This window comes from Pararoseomonas sp. SCSIO 73927 (genome assembly GCF_037040815.1).
GTDB lineage: Bacteria > Pseudomonadota > Alphaproteobacteria > Acetobacterales > Acetobacteraceae > Roseomonas.
Map to the genome: position 1 here is coordinate 3716686 of NZ_CP146232.1, position 15465 is coordinate 3732150.

The window sequence follows — 15465 nt, forward strand, 5'->3', positions numbered from 1 at the left end:
GAACCTACTTCTTCGCGGCCCTACCCGTGACATGCCCTGCGGCCTCCATCGCCTCCATCCGGGCGGGGAGGTTGGCGTGGATGGCGGCGCGGTACTCCGGGGCGCGTTTCCAGGCCTTCTTCTCGGGCTTCGTCATCCCGCAGCCTAGGCACCACTCGGTGCTGTCGTCGTACTTGCAGATTTTGATGCAGGGGCGCTCCTCGAGGGGCGCGGTGTGATCGGACATGCCCCTTTCTTGGGTGCGGCGGGCGGTTGGGCAAGGCTCCAGGGCTTGCCCCGGGCGGGCCTTGGGGCGACATGACGGCGGCTTCACAACTCCGGAGAGAGTGTCATGCACCCCACTCGTCGCGCCCTGCTGGGCGCCGCGGCCGTCGCGCCGCTCGGCCTGCCTATCCTGGCCCCCTCGGCCCTGGCGCAGGGCACGAACTGGCCCGCGCGGCCGCCGCGAATCGTGGTTCCCTACGCGCCCGGCGGCGCGGTGGACCTGACCGGGCGGCTGTTGGCGGAGAGGCTGCAGGGCATCCTCGGGCAGAACGTGGTGGTGGATAACCGCGGCGGCGCGGGCGGCAACATCGGTGCGGACTTCGTGGCCCGGAGCGAGAAGGACGGGTACACGATCCTTCTCACCTCCGTCTCCATCATGGCGGCGAACAAGTACCTCTACCGCCGCTCCATGCCGCTGGAGCCGCTGCGCGACCTGGCGCCGGTGACGCGGGTGACGACGGGCACGGTGCTGCTGATCGTGAACTCCAACCGGCCCTGGAAGAGCTTCGGCGAGCTGATCGCGGCGGCGAAGAAGGATCCGGGCAAGCTGACCATGGGCTCCTCCGGAACGGGGACGGTGAGCCACATCACCATCTCCACCGTGGCCAAGGCCGCGGGCGTCGAGATCACGCACGTGCCGTACCGCGGCGGCGGCCCTGCCTTCGCGGACCTGCTGGCGGGGAACATCGACATGATGTTCGACGTGATCCCGGCGGCGATGCCGAACGTGCGCGAGGGCAAGTTCCGCCCGCTGGCGGTGGGGAGCGCGGAGCGCATCACCTACGTGCCGGAGCTGCGGGACGTGCCCTCCATGAAGGAGCTGCTGCCCGGCTCCAACATCGACATGCAGAGCTGGTACGGCGTCAACCTGCCGGCCGGCACGCCGCGGCCGGTCGTGGACCGGCTGCACCAGGCGCTGCTGCAGGTGGTGAAGTCCGACGAGTTCAAGGGCCGCATGGAGCCGCAGGGCTTCACCCCGGCCTGGGACGAGACGCCGGAGGGCTATGGCCAGTACCTGCAGCAGCAGGACGCGCTGTGGAAGCGGCTGGTGGAGGAGTCCGGCGCTTCCCTGGACTGAGTTCCGGGGGACGGGATTTCGGCGGGGCGGTCCTTCGGGGCCGCCCCGCTTCGTTTCAGGCCCTGCTTCGTTTCAAGCGTGCAGGCTTCAGGGGCCGAGGAGCTGGCCGCCATCCACAACGAGGCTCTGGCCGGTGATCCAGCTCGCGCGCGGGGAGGCGAGGAAGAGGACGGCTTCCGCCACCTCCTCCGGGCGGCCCATGCGGCCGAAGGGGATTCCCGCCAGGGTGCCCTGGTAGAGGGCGGGGTCCTCCGTCCGGCGCCGCTCCCAGTTGCCGCCGGGGAACTCGATGGAGCCGGGGGAGACGGCGTTGGCGCGGATGCCCTTGGCCGCGAGGATCCGGGCCTGGCTGGAGGTGTACTGGATCACCGCGGCCTTGGCCGCCGCGTAGGGCGGGTTCCGCTTCGTCGCGTGCAGGGCCGAGATGGACGCGATGTTCACGATGGCGCCGCCCGCCGAGCGTTCGAGCCAGGGCAGGGCGGCGTGGCTGGCGCGGACCACGGCCATGATGTCCACGGAGAGGGAGGCGGCCCAGCTCTCCTCGTCATCGGCGCGGCCGAAGCCGGAGGCGTTGTTGACGAGGATGTCGATGCCGCCCAGGGCCCCGGCGGCGGCCGGGACGAAGGCGGCGATGGCGGCGGGGTCGGAGAGGTCGCAGGGAGCGGCGAAGCTTTGCGCGCCGGCGGCCTCGATCTCTGCGCGGGTGGCCTCCAGCGTTTCGGCGCCGCGGGCGCAGATCGCCACGGCGGCGCCGGCCCGGGCGAAGGCGAGGGCGATGGAGCGGCCGATGCCGCGGCTGCCGCCCATGACGAGGGCGCGGCGGCCCTCGAGGTCTCGGGTGGAGTTCATAGGTGTCCGATTCCGTTGGGGCGGGGATGATGGGGCCGGGGACCGGGTTGCGATACCGGCCGTGACGGGGCGTTTCGCGGGGTGACGGAAGGGGCCGCCGGGGCTTCACGAAGCCGATGGGCGGCCGGTTAGGGGCTGGCCCCCGGGCGCGGGGCGGTGGAAACCCTGCCCGGTTATGGCCATTGGGACTTGATGGTGTCAGGGGATTGCGACCTTCTGGTCGTGGGTGCGGGCGCGGCCGGGATCGCGGCGGCGCGCGAGGCGATGGGGCTGGGGCTGACGGTCCGGGTGCTGGAGGCGCGCGGGCGCGTGGGCGGGCGGGCCCTGACCGACGCCGCCGTGCCGATGGACCTCGGGGCCACCTGGCTGCATGCGGCGCAGTCCAACCCCCTGGTGCCGCTGGCGGAGGCGCGGGGGCTGGAGCTGTTCGACCATGATTCCGTGCGGTCCTCCCGCGTGTGGATGGGGGATCGTTGGGCCTCGGAGGCCGACATGGAGGGCTACGACCGGGCCGAGCGGGCGTGGCACGCGGCGGTGACGCTCGCCGGGGCGGGCGGCGGGGTTCGCAGCCTGGCCGATGCGGCGCCGCGGGGCGGGTTCTGGGACGCGACGCTGACGCACTGGGAGGGGCCAGTAATCGCGGCCGCCGAGGCCGGGGAAATCGACCTGGACGACTACCTGGCGACGCTGCTGAACGGGACGAACCTGCTGCCGCGCGAGGGGTGCGGGCACCTTCTGGCCGTGCTGGCGGAGGGGCTGCCGATCACGCTCTCGGCGCCGGTGGAGCGGATCGCCTGGGGCGGGAAGCGGGTGCGGGCGGAGGGGGCTTTCGGCGTGCTGGAGGCGGGGGCGGCGGTGGTGACGGCCTCCACCGGGGTGCTGGCCTCCGGGGCGATCCGCTTCGATCCGGCGCTGCCGGAGCGGACGATCGGGGCGGTGCACGATCTGCCAATGGGGCTGCTGAGCAAGGTGGGGCTGCGCGCCTCGGGAGATGACCGGCTGGACCTGCCCTCCTTCGGGGGGATCGAGCGGCGGCTGGACCCGGGGGAGCGGGCGATGACCTTCGTCGCCTGGTCTTTCGGGCGGGACCATCTGGAGGGGTTCGCGGGCGGGGCGCTGGCCTGGGACCTGGCGCGGGAGGGGGAGGGGGCGATCGTGGACCTCGCCTTCCAGGAGCTGCGCGGGATGTACGGGGAGCGGGCGGAGCGCGCCCTGCGGCGCGAGGGGGGGGTGGAGTCCTCCTGGGGGACGGACCCCTGGTCGATGGGCGCCTACGCGTCGCTGCGGCCGGGGCGGGGCGGGGCGCGGGCGGCGCTCTCGGCTCCGATCGGGGAGGGGCGGCTGATGCTGGCGGGGGAGGCCTGCCACGAGAGCCTGGCGGGGACGCTGGCGGGGGCCTGGGGGAGCGGCGCGCGGGCGGCGCGCGAGGCGGTTGCGGCCGTGAGGCGGCTGACGTGACGGACAGGAGTGTGACGGGCGGGGGCGTGGCGGACGGGGAGCGGAACCCGCCGGACCCTGCCATTCCCGTGGGGGAGGGTGCGGGGAACCGGCGCGAGGGGCGGGCCGAGGGGGCGCGGGAGCGGGCGCCGGCGGCCGGTAGCCCGGCGCTGCCCCCGGCGGAGGATATGGGGCCGGGGCGGGCCCCGGACCGGGCGCCGGAGCCGGGCGGGGCGGTTGCCGGGCCCGAGGTGGGCGCCGGATCCGATGCCGGACCGGAGGAGGGGCCGCCGCCGGAGGTGGCGCGGGACGGCGACGCCCTGCGCTTCACCGGGCGGCTGACGAGCCTCTCGGCCGGGCGGATCTGGCATCGGGCGGAGGAGGCGGCGAAGGGCGCGGGGCGGATTGACCTCTCCGGGCTGGAGGCGCTGGACACGAGCGGAGCGGCGCTGGTGCTCTCGGCGCAGCGCATCGCGGGCAAGTCCGCGGACGGGGACGTGCCGGTCGAGGGCGCCTCGGAGCCGGTGGCGGCGGTGCTGGAGCGGGCGCGCGGGGCCTCGGGCAAGCCGCCGGCGCCCGCGCCGGAGAAGCCGCGGCTGGGGCCGATCCGGCGGCTGGGCGCCTGGGGCGTGGGGCGGGTGAAGGGGGCAGGGGATTCCGCGGAGTTCCTCGGCGAATCCGCCGCCACGGTGGTGAACGCGGCGCGGCGGCCGCGCGACCTGCGGGCGGCCGACGTGCTGCGGCACCTGGACGAGGTGGGGACGCGCGCCTTCGGGCTGATCCTGCTGCTGGGCGTGCTGATCGGCGTGATCCTGGCCTTCCAGTCCGCCGTGCCGATGCGGCAGTACGGGGCGGACATCTTCGTGCCGCGGCTGGTGGGCATCTCCCTGCTGCGGGAGCTGGGGCCGCTGCTGGCCGCGGTGGTGCTGGCCGGGCGCACGGGATCGGCCTTCGCGGCCGAGCTCGGCACGATGACGGTGAACGAGGAGATCAGCGCGCTGCGGATCATGGGGATCGACCCCATGGTGCTGCTGGTGCTGCCGCGCCTGGTGGCGGCGACGATCGCCATGCCCGTGCTGGCGCTGCTGATGGACCTTTCCGGGCTGGTGGGCATGGCGGTGGTCATGGTCGGGCGGGGCTTCGCGCCCGCGATCGTGATCGACCAGCTCCATGCCGGGGTGCAGCTGTGGGACCTGCTGCAGGGACTTGGGAAGGCGGCGGTGTTCGGGCTGGTGATCGCGGGCATCGGCTGCCGGGCCGGGCTGCAGGCCGGCAGCGGGCCGCGCGCGGTGGGCGATGCGGCGACCTCGGCCGTGGTGGGCGGGATCGTGGCGCTGGTGGTGCTGGACGGGATCTTCGCGGTGCTGTTCTTCCGGCTGGGGTGGTAGGGATGGCGCCCCAGGGCGGTGCGGCCGTGATCCGGGCCGAGACGGTGAGCATGGGCTTCGGGCAGCGCGTGCTGTTCCGGGACGTGAGCTTCGAGGTGCGGCGGGGGGAGGTCTTCGTCATCCTCGGCGGCTCGGGCTGCGGCAAGTCCACGCTGCTGAAGCTGATGATCGGGCTGTACCGGCCGACGGGGGGGCGGGTGACGATCCTCGGCGGCGACCTGGCGGAGGCTGAGGGGGAGGCGCGGCGCAACCTGCTGACGCGGCTGGGCGTCATGTGGCAGTCAGGCGCGCTCTTCGGCTCGATGACCTTGCTGGAGAACGTGATGCTGCCGCTGGAGGCCCATACCGACCTGCCGCGCGAGGCGCGGGAGGCGGTGGCGCGGGTGAAGCTGGGGCTGGTGGGGCTGTCCGACGCGGCGTCTCGCCTGCCGGCGGAGATCTCGGGCGGCATGGCCAAGCGCGCGGGCATCGCGCGGGCCATGGCGCTGGACCCGCCGATCCTGTTCCTGGACGAGCCGAGCGCGGGGCTGGACCCCGTGACCTCCGCGGGGCTGGACGAGCTGATCCAGGACCTGGCGCGGGACCTGGGCACGACATTCGTTGTGGTGACGCACGAGCTGCAGTCGATCCTGGCGATCGGGGATCGCTGCATCATGCTGGACAAGGAGGCGCAGGGGATGATCGCAGAAGGCGACCCGCGGCGCTTGCGGGATGAGCCGCCGAACGACACGGTGCGGAAGTTCTTCCGGCGGGAGACGCAGTAGAATGGCGGTCTCCTCACGCGGGCTCTACCTGCGCGTCGGCATCCTCATCCTCGTAGGGCTGGGGGTGGGGGTGGGGTTCGTGCTGTTCTTCACGGCCGGCAAGCTCGGGCGGAACACGCAGACCTTCGAGACCTATATCCGCGAGAGCGTGCAGGGGCTGAGCGTCGGCACGGCCGTGCGGTTCCGGGGCGTGCAGCTCGGCGAGGTGCGGGAGATCAACCTGGTGGCCGCCGAGTACGCGCCGCCGCCGGGCGCCTTCTCCTCCGCCTACCAGCGGGTGATCGTGCGCTTCGCGCTGGACCTCTCCCGGCTGCGGGAGCAGGCGGACGTGGAGAGGGCGGTGGAGTTCGGGCTGCGGGCGCGGCTGGCATCCACCGGCATCACCGGCGTGGGCTACCTGGAACTCGACTTCGTGGATGCCGAGCGGTTCCCGGTCGAGGAGCCGCCGTGGCAGCCATCCTATCCCGTGATCCCTGCCATCGCCTCCACCATCTCGCAGGTGACGACGGTGGCGGAGCAGCTGGCGCAGCGGATCAGCAACCTGCCGATCGAGGCGATCCTGGCGGACATGGCGGGGCTGCTGACGGACCTGCGGCGGCAGGTGAATGACGGCGAGGTGGCGCAGGCCAGCCGCGCGGCGCGGGAGACGCTGCAGACGCTGCAGCGGACGGTGTCCGAGCTGAACCTGCCCGCTCTCTCCACCGAGCTTCGCGGGACGGTGGCGGATGCGCGGGCGCTGATCAACGGGCGCGAGGTCCGGGGGACCGTGCAGAACGCGAACCGGGCGCTGGAGCAGATCCAGCAGGGGATGCAGCGGCTGCCGGCGGCGGTGGCGCAGGTGGAGACGGCCGCGCGCGCGATCAACAACCTGGTGGGCGACGTGAACGTGGACCTGACGCCGACGCTGCGCGACCTGCGCGCGACATCGGGCAACCTGCGGGACACGACGGAGATGCTGCGGCGATCGCCGGGGGCGGCCGTTCTGGCGCCGCCCCCGCCGCCGCCGGCCTGGACGAGGGAGAGGCGGTGATGCGGCGAAGGATGGTGCTCGGGGCGCTTCCCCTTCTGGGGGCGTGCTCCGTGCTGAACCAGGACTATGTGGAGCCGCGGCGCTACCCGCTGGCGCCGCGGCGTCCCGGTGCCTCGGTGATGGGGGCCTCCCTCTCGGGGGGCAGGGGGCGGAACCGGAAGACGCTGCTGATGCGGCTGACGCGCGCGGCGGCGGGGCTGGACGGGCGGCTGCTGCGCTCGGTCCGCGCGGACGGGACTGAGGCCACGGAGTACTACGCCGAGTGGACGGCGCCGCCGGCCGAGGCGGCGGAGGACGCGCTGCGGCGGTGGCTGGTGGATTCCGGGATGTTCGCCGCGGTGCTGGCGCCGGGCACGCGCGGTGCCGTGGACCTGACGATGGAGAGCGAGCTGGTGGCGCTGCACGTCGACCTCGGGCGCGGGGTGGCGGTGTGCTCCATGACCGTGGTGGTGCTGCGGGACACGAGCCAGTTCGGGACGCGGGTGGTGGGGCAGTACGCCGAGACGGCGACCGTGCCGGTGCCGCCAGACCGGCCGCTGGGGCCGGACGCGCAGGCGGCGGGAATGGTGGCGGCGCTGGCCGCCGTGCTCGGGCGGCTGGAGGGCGACCTGCGCGCGGTCGCGTGATGCGGAAATCGTCTCATCGCTTGAGACGTTAAGGGTTCAGTCACCGCCAACGCCTCAGTCTCAAAAACAGAGACAAGGCGCCAGGATCGCGCCGTTCCTGAGACGGACGGGACTGGCGCGATGCGGGTCGATGGGCGGGCGGCGATCTGGGACGAGGTCTGGGCGGAGTACGACGCCCGCCAGGCGGTGCGGGCGCAGGAGGCGACGCGAAGTCTGCGCGCTACCCCCGGAGCCGAGGCCGTTTCGCCCGTCGCCGGAGCGGCGTCCTTTGCCGTGCCATCCTTTCCGGTGCCGGCCATGGGGGTCGAGGGCCGCGGCTGGCCGAGGCCTTGGGAGGCGGAGCGGGCGCTGCGGGCATCGGGCGCCCGCCGGCCCCGCCTGCGGCCGCTGCTGCAGATCGGGCTCGGTGCCCTGGGCGGGGCGGTTCTGCTGGCGGCCTGGCTGGTGTTGCCCTGGCTGCTGGCGCTCCGCCTCTCCGTGCCCATTGATCAGGGCGACGCGCCGGGGCTGCTGCGGCAGATCGACGCGCCCTCCACCCTCGCCAGCCTGAGGGCCGGGCTGGCGGCGGAGGTGCCGGAAGGCGAGACCGGGGGAGCGCGGCGGTATCTCTCGGCCATGGCGGACCGGATGGCGGAATCCTGGGCGCGGCCGGAGGGGATGTCGGCCTGGCTGGGCACGCGGCGGCGGGGCGGGCGCGAGGACGGCGCGACGGTCGCGCTCTCCACGCTGCGCTCGGCCCGGGCGGTGGGGCTGACCTCGTTCCGGCTGGAGTACGGGCCGCGGCACGAGGCCGGCGGGGTGGCTTTCGAGATGGCCTGGCAGGGCGATGGCTTCCGGGTGACCGGCGTAAGCTTCCTGGATGCCCCGCCGGCGGCACCGGCCGCGCAGGGACCAGTGGTCGCGATGCGCTAGGGGGCGGGCGTGGGGGACCGGCCCGGTGCGGGCGGCCGCGGGCGGGGTGCCCAGGCGCTGTCGGGGCTGCAGGGCGGTGATCTCGTGTGGGTGCGGCGGCCGCCCTGGGCGTTCCGCTGCGGGCGGCGGAGCGCTTCCGCCGGGTGGCGCGGGACATCGCGCGAAGGCTCCGCACGGGCGGGGCGGAGGCGCGGCCCGATGCCTTCATCGGGTCGTGCTCAGACGACCTTCAGCCAGAGGGCGCTGCCAGGGTTGCGGAGGTAGACCGGGCTCACGGCCCGCACCTCCTCCGCCCGCCTGTCGGCGAAGAAGCTGCCCCAGAAGAGGACCTTGTAGCGGGTGCTGTCCATGAGGAGGGCGCGCACGCCGTAGACCTCGTTCCAGCTGTAGTTCTTCGAGAAGATCTGCTTGTCCGAGTACTCGAAGGGGTAGCGGCAGTCGTGGAAGTGGACGACCACGCCGGGCTTCAGCGCGGGGAGGATGTGGAAGAGCTCGTAGTGGACGTCGCTGCCGGTCTTGAGGACGTGGGTGGAGTCGATGAAGAGGACGTCGTTCGGCGCGAGCGACGAGAAGATGTCGAGCGGCATGCCCTGCACGCCGCGCTCGTGGATCGTGACCTTCCGGTCGTCCCCGGGCCGCAGCAGGCCGCGCAGCCGGGCGGGGTAGGGCTCGATGCAGGTGAGGTGGAATGCCTCCAGCCCGGCATGCTCGGCGGCGTCCAGCATGCAGGCGGATGAGTAGCCCGACCCGATCTCGACCACGCGGCGCGGCCGGAGGTGGTTGATCATGGCGCGCGCCGTGATGCCGTCGCCGTAGCTGTAGGGGCCGCCCCGGTAGGAGTAGCGGTTCTCCGGCACCGGCTCGTCGGTGAAGGGGGTGGAGGCGATGAAGGCGGCGTTGCCCTGCCAGAAGGCCGACATGGCCTCGAGGTCCAGCGGGATGCCGGGCAGCCCCGCCAGGCCGGCGCGGCGGCTCATCCGCACGTAGTCCCCTACCTCGTCCGGGTTCACCACGGGGGAGAAGAAGTGGCCGGCGGGGTACTTCACGCGGACGCCGCCGGCGTTGCGGAAGCGGGCGCTCCCGACGAGCTTGCGGAGGAAATCCCGGCCGTCCCGCGACCCGTCCAGCACGCCGTTCCAGATCTCCATGTCGCGCGGCGCGGGGGTGCGGCCGAGGACGCGGAGCAGGAGGTGCCAGAGCGGCACCTGATCCGCCGGGATGTCGTCGGGGACGGCGGGCAGCCGGTTCCCGGTCCCGCCCTGCTCGGCGCCCTGGTCTTCTTCCGGCATCTGCCTCAACTGCGCGCGGACCGGCGGGACGGTAGGGCTGGCCCCGGGGAGTGTCAAAGCGGCCGCCCCCTCCGGGCGGCCGCGTCGCGCGGTCGCGTCAGGCGGCGCGCGACGTCTCCAGCGCCTTCCAGACCACCTCGGGCGTCGCGGGCATGTCGAGGTGGGTGATGCCGTCCGGGGAGAGGGCGTCCACCAGCGCGTTCATCAGCGCGGGCGGGGATCCCACGGCGCCCGCCTCGCCCGCGCCCTTCACGCCGAGCGGGTTGGTCAGGCAGGGGACGGAGACGAACTCCACCTCGATCGGGGGAAGGTCGCCGGCGCGCGGCAGGGCGTAGTCCATGAAGGAGGCGGAGAGGAGCTGGCCGCTCTCCGGGTCGTAGGCGGTGCGCTCCAGCATCGCCTGGCCGATGCCCTGGGCGACGCCGCCATGGACCTGGCCGCGGACGATGAGGGGGTTGAGGGCGTGGCCCACATCGTCCGTCACGACGTAGCGGGGGATGGAGATGATGCCGGTCTCCGGGTCCACCTCCACCTCGGCGACGTGGCAGCCATTGGGGAAGGTATGGCTGGGGATGGCGGCGACCTCGGCCGCGTCCAGCACCGTGGCCGCCTCGCCGCGCGCGGCGCGCTCCCGCTGGGTGCGGGCGAGGTCGAGGATGCCGATGGCGCGGTCCGTGCCGGCGATGGCGAAGCGGCCATCCGCGAACTCGATGTCGGCGGGGGAGGCCTCCAGGGCCTCGGAGGCGGCCTGCCGGCCGCGCTCGATCACGGTGGCGGTGGTGGCGAGGAGGGCGGTTCCCTCCGAGTAGAGGGAGCGGGCGCCGCCGGTGCCGCCGCCGGTGGGGATCTCGTCCGAATCGCCCTGGATGACGCGGATCTTCTCCACGGGGATGCCGAGCTCGTGGGCGGTGATCATGACGTAGGCGGTCTCGTGGCCCTGGCCGGTGGACTGGGTGCCGACGAGGACCTCGACGCCGCCATCGGCCGCGAAGCGGACCTCCGCGCGCTCGCTGTCGGAGCCGCCGGTGGCCTCCAGGTAGTAGGCGAGGCCGATGCCGCGGCGCTTGCCGGCCGCGAGCGAGGCGGCGCGGCGGGCGGGGAAGCCGTCCCAGTCCATGAGCGCGAGGGCGTGGTCCATCACCTGCGCGAACTCGCCGGAATCGTAGGTCTGACCGACGGGGGTGGTGTGCGGCATGGCGGAGGAGGGCACCATGTTGCGGCGGCGCAGCTCCACGCGGTCGATCCCCGTCTCGCGCGCGGCGGCGTCGATCAGGCGCTCCACGACGTAGTTGGATTCGGGGCGGCCGGCGCCGCGATAGGCATCGACGGGCGTGGTGTTGGTGACGACGCCGATGACGTTCGCGTGGATGGCCCGGAAGCCGTAGACGCTGGCGAGGACCTTCGTGCCGGCGGCGGTGGGGATGTAGGGGCCGTAGGTGGAGAGGTAGGCGCCCATGTTGGCGATGTTCTTCGTGCGCATCGCCAGGAACTTGCCGTCCGCGTCCAGCGCGAGCTGGCCGGTGGTGATGTTGTCGCGGCCGTGGGTGTCGGAGAGGAAGGCCTCTGTCCGCTCGCTGGTCCAGCGCACGGGGCGGCCGAGGCGGCGGGCGGCCATCATGCAGAGGGCGTATTCCGGGTAGGTGAAGATCTTCATCCCGAAGCCGCCGCCGACGTCGTGGGTGACGACGCGGAGCTTCTCCTTGGGGATGTTGAAGACGCCGGCGAGGGTGCTCTTCAGCGCCCAGCTGCCCTGGGTGCCGGCGTGCAGGGTGAAGCGGTCGTAGCCCTCGTCGTACTCCGCAACGGCGGCGCGGCCCTCCATGGAGGCGACGACGATGCGGTTGTTGACGATGCGGACGGTGGTGACGTGCGCGGCGCCCGCGAAGAGGCGGTCCGTCTCCTCGCGGTTGCCGGTCTCCCAGTCAAAGACGGTGTTGTTCGCCACCTCCGGCCAGACCTGGGGCTGGCCGGGGTCGGTGGCGGTGGCGAGATCTGTCACGGAGGGGAGGGTCTCGTACTCCACCTCGATCGCCTCCGCCGCGTCGCGGGCGGCGGCGTGGGATTCGGCGACGATGAAGGCCACGGGGTCGCCGACATGGCGCACCACGCCCTGGGCGAGGGCGCCGCGCGGGGTGTTGCCGCGTGGGGAGCCGTCCCGGTTTTTCATGGGGATGGCGCAGGGGATCTCGTTCAGGCCCTCCGCTGCCCAGTCCTCGCCGGTGAGCACGGCGAGGACGCCCGGGACCGCCTTTGCGGCTTCCGTGCCGATGGAGAGGATGCGGGCATGGGCGTGGGGGGAGCGGAGGATGTGGCTGATGGCGGCGCCGGCCGCGACGCCCTGGGGCACCAGATCGTCCGTGTAGCGGCCACCGCCGCGGAGGAGGCGGGGGTCCTCGACCCGACGCAGGCTCTGGCTGAGGCCGAACTTCGCCACTGTGCTGTCCTCCGCACCTGTCCCGGGGAAGCGGAGGTGCCGCCCCGGCCCGGGATGATGCGGCGGATCATGCCGTCAGGGCGTGCCCGCGGGGAAGGGGGCAGCCGTGGGGTCCGGGGCGCCGTGGTGGGCGGCGATGCCGGAGAGAGGCTGCCGGGTTGGGAGCAGGACCGTCGGCGGCATGCCCCACCGGCGGTGCCGCGGCCTCAGAGCCGGCCGTTCAGTGCTGGTCCGCCGGGGTGCCGGTGGAGGGTGGGCCGTGCTCGGCGCGCCCGCCGCCGAACTTGCCCTTCACCCATTCGCGCATGGTCTGGAAGGTTACGTAGAGCATCGGGATCATAAAGATGCCGATGATGGAGGCGGCGAGCATGCCGCCGAAGACGGGCGTGCCCACGGCGCGGCGGGAGACGGCGGCCGCGCCGGTGGCGATGACGAGCGGGACGAGGCCGAGCACGAAGGCGATGGAGGTCATCATCACCGCGCGGAATCGGAGGCGGGCGCCCTCGATCGCGGCCTCGCGGATGGGCATGCCGCGCTCGCGCGCCTCCTTCGCGAACTCGATGATGAGGATGCCGTTCTTCGCGGCGAGCGCGATGAGCACCACCAGGCCGATCTGGGCGTAGATGTCGAGCGAGAGCCCGGCCAGCAGGATGGCGCCGAAGGAGCCGAGCACGCCCACCGCGATGGAGAGCAGCACGGGGATGGGGATGACCCAGCTCTCGTAGAGGGCGACGAGGAAGAGGTAGGCGAAGAGGACGGCGAGCGCGAGGATGTAGGCCGTCTGCCCCGAGGCGAGCTTCTCCTGGTAGGCGGTGCCGGTCCAGGCGTAGCTGTAGCCGTTGGGGAGGACGCGGTCCGAGAGCCCCTCCATCGCGGCCAAGGCCTGGCCGGAGGAGATCCCGGGCCGGGGGGCGCCATTGATGGAGATGGCGCGGTAGTTGTTGTAGCGGGTGATGGTCTGCGGGCCGACGACGGTGCGGACATCGGCGAAGGCGCGCAGCGGCACCATCTCCCCGTTGTTGGCGCGGACCTGGATGCGCCAGATGTCGTCGATGTCGTTGCGGTCCCCGGCCTCGGCCTGGATGTTCACCTGCCAGACGCGGCCGTAGAGGTTGAAGTCGTTGACGTAGATGCCGCCGAGCGCCGCCTGCAGGGTGGTGAAGACGTTGGCGATGGGGATGCCGAGGGCCTGCGCCTTGTCGCGGTCCACCTCCAGGTAGAGGGAGGGGTTGTTGGCGGCGAAGGTGGAGAAGACGGCGGTGAGGTTGGGGTCGCCGTTGGCCGGGGCGATCAGGCCCTGCATGGCGGCGTTGAGCGCCGCGATGTCGCGCCCTTCCAGGTCCTGCAGGATGTACTCGAAGCCGCCGCCGGTGCCGAGGCCGACGATGGGTGGCAGGTTGAAGGCGAAGGTGTTGGCGGTGCGGATGCCCTGGGTGGCGCCGAAGACGCGGCCGATGGCGGCCTGCACGCTGTCCATCGCGCCCGTGCGGTCCGCGAAGGGCTTCATGCGGACCACCATGAAGGCGGAGTTGGACTGGGCACCGCCATCGATGAGGGAGAAGCCGACGATGCCGAGCGTACCCTGCACGGAGGGGATGGGGCGGACGATCTCCTCGATCTGGCGAACCACCTCGCGCGTGCGGGAGACGCTGGCACCGGGGGGGAGCTGGGCCTGGATGAAGAAGGCGCCCTGGTCCTCCTGCGGCAGGAAGCCCGTGGGAGTCTTGCCGCTGATGGTCCAGATGGCGAAGCCGAGCCCGGCGGTGATGACCAGCGACAGGGCGGCGACCCGGACGAGGCGGGCGACGCCGGAGGCGTACTTGTCCCGCGTCCAGTCGATGCCGCGCAGCACGTAGCCGATGGGACCGCGGCGCGGGCCGTGGTGGGGCTTGAGGATGATGGCGCAGAGGGCCGGGGAGAGGGTGAGGGCGTTGATCGCCGAGATCACCATGGCGGCCGAGATCGTCACCGCGAACTGCCGGAACAGCTCGCCCGAGAGGCCGGGGATGAAGGCGATGGGGACGAAGACGGAGAGGAGGACGAGGGTGATGGCGATGATGGGCGCCGTGATCTCGCTCATCGCCTTCTTCGTGGCGTCGGCGGTGGAGAGCTCGGGGTGCTCCTCCATCACGCGCTCCACGTTCTCCACCACCACGATGGCGTCGTCCACCACGATGCCGATGGCGAGCACCATGGCGAGCAGGGAGACGGTGTTGGCCGAGTAGCCCATGCCCAGCAGGATGATGAACGCGCCGATGAGGGAGACGGGGACGGCGACGGTGGGGATGATCGTGGCCCGCCAGGAGCCGAGGAAGAGGTAGACGACGATGACGACGAGGACGAAGGCCTCCAGCAGGGTCTTGATGACCTCGTGGATCGTCTCGTTCACGAAGTCCGAGCTGTCGTAGAAGACTTCCGTGTCCAGGCCCTGGGGGAAGCGGGCCGAGAGCTCGCGCAGGCGCTGCTTCACCGCTTCCGAGACGGAGACGGCGTTGGCGCCGGGGGCGAGATAGATGCCGAAGGCGATGGCGGGCTGGCCGTTGAAGCGGTTCTCCGTGTCCATGTTGGCCGCGCCGATCTCGACGCGCGCCACGTCGCGCACGCGCAGCACCGAGCCGTCCTGGTTGGCGCGGACGACGATATTGCCGAACTCCTCCGGGCTCTGGAGGCGGCCGCGGGTCTCCAGGTTGATCTGGAAGGACTGGTCGTCGCCGATCGGGCGGCCGCCGAGGCGGCCCACGGCGGCCTGGACGTTCTGCCCCTGAATGGCGGCGATCACGTCCTGCGGGGTCATGTTCAGGCTGGTGAGGCGGTCCACCTCGAACCAGACGCGCATGGAATAGTCCTGCGCGCCGAAGACGTTCACCTGGCCCACGCCCGGCACGCGGGCGAGGTCGTCCAGCATGTTGATGGTGAAGTAGTTGGAGAGGAAGAGCGGGTTCAGCCCGCCTTCCTTCGCGTAGAGGAAGGCGAACATCAGCACGGCGGAGGACTGCTTGCGGACGGTGACGCCGCTGCGCTGCACCTCCTGCGGCAGGCGGGCGAGGGCGGCCTGGACGCGGTTGTTCACGTTCACCGTCGCCAGGTCGGGGTCCGTGCCGAGCTGGAATGAGACGTTGAGCGCGTAGGTGCCGTCGTTCGCGGAGTTGGAGCGCATGTAGATCATGCGGTCCACGCCGTTCACCTGGCCCTCGATCACCTGGCCGATCGTCTGCTCGATCACCGCGGCGGAGGCGCCGGGGTAGCGGGCGTTCACGGAGACCTGGGGCGGCACGATGTCCGGGAACTGGGACACGGGGATGCGGATGAGCGAGATCGCGCCGGCGATGAGGGTGAGCAGCGCGATGACGATCGCCAGACGCGGGCGATCGACGAAGGTACCGGAGATCATGGG

Annotated in this window: 12 protein-coding genes; 7 read left to right on the forward strand and 5 right to left on the reverse strand. The window is 72.5% G+C overall.

Annotated elements, in window-relative coordinates; translation table 11 throughout:
- Positions 1-4: 4 nt before the first annotated feature.
- Positions 5-226, reverse strand: coding sequence for a DUF1289 domain-containing protein (locus VQH23_RS17510; RefSeq protein ID WP_338662015.1), 222 nt, complete (start codon positions 224-226; stop codon positions 5-7).
- Positions 227-331: 105 nt separating this feature from the next.
- Between VQH23_RS17510 and VQH23_RS17515 the strand changes: the two genes are divergently transcribed.
- Positions 332-1342, forward strand: coding sequence for a tripartite tricarboxylate transporter substrate binding protein (locus VQH23_RS17515; RefSeq protein ID WP_338662016.1), 1011 nt, complete (start codon positions 332-334; stop codon positions 1340-1342).
- 87 nt (positions 1343-1429) lie between these two features.
- Here VQH23_RS17515 and VQH23_RS17520 read toward each other — a convergent pair whose 3' ends face one another.
- Entirely contained in the window at positions 1430-2191 is a 762-nt protein-coding gene (locus VQH23_RS17520; protein ID WP_338662017.1) for an SDR family NAD(P)-dependent oxidoreductase, read from the reverse strand.
- 222 nt (positions 2192-2413) lie between these two features.
- Between VQH23_RS17520 and VQH23_RS17525 the strand changes: the two genes are divergently transcribed.
- From VQH23_RS17525 to VQH23_RS17550, 6 genes are all read left to right on the forward strand, one after another.
- Positions 2414-3649 (forward strand): NAD(P)/FAD-dependent oxidoreductase, encoded by a 1236-nt coding sequence (locus tag VQH23_RS17525; protein ID WP_338662018.1) that lies wholly within the window; start codon positions 2414-2416, stop codon positions 3647-3649.
- Positions 3646-5016 (forward strand): MlaE family lipid ABC transporter permease subunit, encoded by a 1371-nt coding sequence (locus VQH23_RS17530; protein ID WP_338662019.1) that lies wholly within the window; start codon positions 3646-3648, stop codon positions 5014-5016. Before VQH23_RS17525 ends, VQH23_RS17530 begins: the two co-directional genes overlap by 4 nt.
- 2 nt (positions 5017-5018) lie before the next feature.
- Positions 5019-5780, forward strand: a complete 762-nt coding sequence (locus VQH23_RS17535; protein ID WP_338662020.1) for an ATP-binding cassette domain-containing protein — start codon at positions 5019-5021, stop codon at positions 5778-5780.
- A gap of 1 nt (position 5781) precedes the next feature.
- Positions 5782-6810 (forward strand): MlaD family protein, encoded by a 1029-nt coding sequence (locus VQH23_RS17540; RefSeq protein WP_338662021.1) that lies wholly within the window; start codon positions 5782-5784, stop codon positions 6808-6810.
- Positions 6810-7436, forward strand: a complete 627-nt coding sequence (locus VQH23_RS17545) for a hypothetical protein (protein WP_338662022.1) — start codon at positions 6810-6812, stop codon at positions 7434-7436. Before VQH23_RS17540 ends, VQH23_RS17545 begins: the two co-directional genes overlap by 1 nt.
- 120 nt (positions 7437-7556) lie before the next feature.
- Positions 7557-8348 carry a hypothetical protein gene (locus VQH23_RS17550; RefSeq protein ID WP_338662023.1) on the forward strand — a complete coding sequence of 264 codons (792 nt, stop codon included), beginning with the start codon at positions 7557-7559 and terminating at the stop codon, positions 8346-8348.
- A 218-nt stretch (positions 8349-8566) separates the two neighbouring features.
- Here VQH23_RS17550 and VQH23_RS17555 read toward each other — a convergent pair whose 3' ends face one another.
- The 3 genes from VQH23_RS17555 to VQH23_RS17565 form a co-directional block, all read right to left on the reverse strand.
- Positions 8567-9637, reverse strand: coding sequence for a class I SAM-dependent methyltransferase (locus VQH23_RS17555; RefSeq protein ID WP_338662024.1), 1071 nt, complete (start codon positions 9635-9637; stop codon positions 8567-8569).
- A gap of 97 nt (positions 9638-9734) precedes the next feature.
- Positions 9735-12071 carry a xanthine dehydrogenase family protein molybdopterin-binding subunit gene (locus VQH23_RS17560; protein ID WP_338662025.1) on the reverse strand — a complete coding sequence of 779 codons (2337 nt, stop codon included), beginning with the start codon at positions 12069-12071 and terminating at the stop codon, positions 9735-9737.
- A 220-nt stretch (positions 12072-12291) separates the two neighbouring features.
- Entirely contained in the window at positions 12292-15462 is a 3171-nt protein-coding gene (locus VQH23_RS17565) for a multidrug efflux RND transporter permease subunit (protein WP_338662026.1), read from the reverse strand.
- Positions 15463-15465: the final 3 nt, after the last annotated feature.

What these genes read in the sequence shown, in the direction of transcription:
- VQH23_RS17510 (WP_338662015.1), bottom strand. Translation starts at nt 226, where the DNA reads ATGTCCGATCACACCGCGCCCCTCGAGGAGCGCCCCTGCATCAAAATC.
- VQH23_RS17515 (WP_338662016.1), top strand. Translation starts at nt 332, where the DNA reads ATGCACCCCACTCGTCGCGCCCTGCTGGGCGCCGCGGCCGTCGCGCCG.
- VQH23_RS17520 (WP_338662017.1), bottom strand. Translation starts at nt 2,191, where the DNA reads ATGAACTCCACCCGAGACCTCGAGGGCCGCCGCGCCCTCGTCATGGGC.
- VQH23_RS17535 (WP_338662020.1), top strand. Translation starts at nt 5,019, where the DNA reads ATGGCGCCCCAGGGCGGTGCGGCCGTGATCCGGGCCGAGACGGTGAGC.
- VQH23_RS17540 (WP_338662021.1), top strand. Translation starts at nt 5,782, where the DNA reads ATGGCGGTCTCCTCACGCGGGCTCTACCTGCGCGTCGGCATCCTCATC.
- VQH23_RS17545 (WP_338662022.1), top strand. Translation starts at nt 6,810, where the DNA reads ATGCGGCGAAGGATGGTGCTCGGGGCGCTTCCCCTTCTGGGGGCGTGC.
- VQH23_RS17550 (WP_338662023.1), top strand. Translation starts at nt 7,557, where the DNA reads ATGCGGGTCGATGGGCGGGCGGCGATCTGGGACGAGGTCTGGGCGGAG.
- VQH23_RS17555 (WP_338662024.1), bottom strand. Translation starts at nt 9,637, where the DNA reads ATGCCGGAAGAAGACCAGGGCGCCGAGCAGGGCGGGACCGGGAACCGG.
- VQH23_RS17565 (WP_338662026.1), bottom strand. Translation starts at nt 15,462, where the DNA reads ATGATCTCCGGTACCTTCGTCGATCGCCCGCGTCTGGCGATCGTCATC.